The sequence below is a fragment of the Nostoc sp. CALU 546 genome, from assembly GCF_048836525.1.
This window is the reverse complement of record NZ_JAWJTF010000271.1, coordinates 1-2,757: the sequence shown is the minus strand read 5'-3', so window position 1 is coordinate 2,757 and position 2,757 is coordinate 1. Positions and strand designations below refer to the sequence as shown.

The following is a 2,757-nucleotide window of genomic DNA, read 5'->3' as shown; positions in this document are numbered from 1 at the left end:
AGAGAAGCGGCTTCCCGCAGAGTATTGCCCCTACTGTTGACAACAGAACAAGTCAGAAATTACCCAGTATTTTTATAATTTTTGATTCCCCGTCGCTGATTTTACGACAGAACGCGCAGGAATAACTGATGGCTAACTTATCTACATAGAAAAGTTAACGTATTGTCGTGGCAATTCATTAATTGCCACAATAAAAACCTTGTCTAAATGCCAGTATTTTTTGATTTACAACAATTTAGCAAATCCCGCTTGCTCAAAATGACGGTCAGATTTGACATCCTCCCACAACTGATTCGGAGTACCGAATGCAATGGGGGATTCCAAAGATCACTCCTTGGGTTTCCTCTTTCCACGACCTAGCAATCGCGTGATTCTTGACCATAATACGCCACAAGGTCGTTAGACCTCACCACGCACCTTGCCGTCTTAACATCGAGTTAAGCTTTGCAGCATAGGGAAAATCAGGATTAGCAGCTAACTTCTATTGTTCGATGGTGGGTGAAGGCGATGCGATCGCGCTTAACCCACCCGACAAGCAACTAAGGTTGTTGGCGTATTCTTTGCCAGACAGTAAAACCCAAAAGAAGAATAATGCTACTGGCGGTAGTCAGTATCACAGCCGAACTCATACCTTGTATTCTCATCGCCAGCAAGTTGAAAACTAAGGTAATTGACCAAAGAGTGAACGCAGCATGGCGCTGGGAAAGTCCCCAAGCAAGTAAGCGGTGGTGCAAATGGTCTTTACCAGGAGTACTGAGAGGGTTATTTCCTGCTAGTAGCCGCCGCACAAATACTTGAGTGGTGTCTAGCACTGGTAACAACAGAAATAAAACAGTAGGAATTAGTGCATAAACTGTGTTTTGTTGCAGTTTGCCTAAAATACTAGTTGCTGCCAGCACATAGCCAAAAAAGTATGCTCCGGCATCACCCATAATAATTCGTGATGGATAGAAATTATGGCGCAAAAACCCTAGTGCAGCACCTCCCAAGGCTGCTAATACCAAAATAGCTGCTGCACGATTGTTAAATTGGGCTGCAACCCCCAACAAACTCATGGCGGTAATAAAGCTGATTCCTCCCGCCAAACCATCCATACCATCCATCAAGTTAATGGCGTTGGTAATCCCTACTACCCATAGCACTGTTAGCAACATGGATAGTAACGAGTCGATAGGAGTGCCAAACATCACTTGGACACTGATGCCATTAGCTACCAGCAACAGTGCCGTGACAATTTGCGCCCACAATCGAACAGAGGGCGGTAAGCCGAACTGATCATCGATAAAGCCCACAAGAACTAATATCGAACCCCCCAACAGAATAGTGAGCACCTGAGCCAATACGTTTTGGAGTTCGATCGGTCGTAAAAGGCTAGCTAATACCAGCGCGGCAATCACACCCGCGTAGATAGCTAGCCCCCCTGCATTGGGTAAAGGTTCTCGATTGAGTCGCCGTGCGTTGGGTTGGTCAGCCCAACCTACCCGCAAGGCAAATTTTCGTACTGTCGGAATTAAACGCCAAGTTACAAGCCAAGCCAAGAGGAACGTAAATACTACTGCCAACCAGCCGGTGCCGCTAGGGTCGGCAATACCAAGGGACTTAAGGGAGTTGTCTAGATTCATCTCCCAATTCAAGCATTACTGCCAGTATCTAATATGAGCATCACCTGTATATTAATCAATTTTTTTTATTTCCATTTGTAACTTGAGCCGCTTGAGAGATTAGCACTCTGGCGCTGTGAGTGCTAAATTGTCTAATGGAAGCGCTGGAGAAATAAAACATGGCGAAAATTATTGCATTTGACGAGGAATCGCGGCGAGCTCTAGAAAGGGGTGTTAACGCCCTTGCCGATGCCGTAAAAATCACCTTGGGGCCTAAAGGTCGCAATGTCCTTTTAGAAAAAAAGTTTGGCGCACCTCAAATTGTCAACGATGGTATCACTGTTGCCAAGGAAATTGAATTAGAAGATCCTTTGGAAAATACTGGTGCAAGACTCATCCAGGAAGTAGCCTCAAAAACTAAAGATGTCGCTGGGGATGGTACAACCACCGCCACAGTTTTAGCACAAGCCTTGATTCGGGAAGGTTTAAAGAACGTCGCGGCGGGTAGTAATCCAGTTAGCTTAAGACGTGGGATCGACAAAACTATTGAGGCATTGGTAGAAGAAATTGCCAAAATAGCCAAGCCAGTAGAAGGAAGTGCGATCGCTCAAGTTGCTACTGTCTCTGCTGGTAACGATGAAGAAGTTGGCCAAATGTTAGCCCAAGCAATGGAAAAAGTCACCAAAGATGGTGTCATTACCGTTGAAGAATCTAAATCCCTAACCACCGAACTAGAAGTAGTTGAAGGGATGCAGATTGATAGAGGTTACATTTCTCCCTACTTCGTCACCAACAACGAGCGGCAAATTGTTGAATTTGAAAACGCTCGGATCTTGGTTACTGACAAAAAAATCAGCAGCATCCAAGATTTAGTGCCAATTTTGGAAAAAGTCGCCCGTTCTGGTCAGCCTTTGTTAATCATTGCTGAAGATGTCGAAGGTGATGCTTTGGCAACTCTGGTAGTGAACAAAGCGCGGGGTGTACTAGCCGTGGCTGCCATTAAAGCGCCTGGGTTTGGCGATCGCCGCAAAGCTTTGTTAGAAGATATTGCCATTCTCACCGATGGACAGTTGATTTCCGAAGAAATCGGCTTAAGCCTAGATACCGCTGCTCTAGAAGCGCTGGGAACTGCCCGCAAAATTACCATTGATCGGAA

The 2,757-nt window shown here is 45.5% G+C and carries 2 protein-coding genes; one reads left to right on the top strand and one right to left on the bottom strand.

What is annotated here, in order from left to right; genetic code table 11:
- Positions 1–539 precede the first annotated feature (539 nt).
- Positions 540–1,622: an MraY family glycosyltransferase gene (locus RRG12_RS42580; protein WP_069068950.1), complete on the bottom strand. Its 1,083-nt coding sequence runs from the start codon at positions 1,620–1,622 to the stop codon at positions 540–542.
- A gap of 158 nt (positions 1,623–1,780) precedes the next feature.
- Here RRG12_RS42580 and groEL point away from each other — a divergent pair.
- The coding region (gene groEL / locus RRG12_RS42575) for a chaperonin GroEL (RefSeq protein WP_420763249.1) at positions 1,781–2,757 on the top strand (977 nt) is incomplete at its 3' end.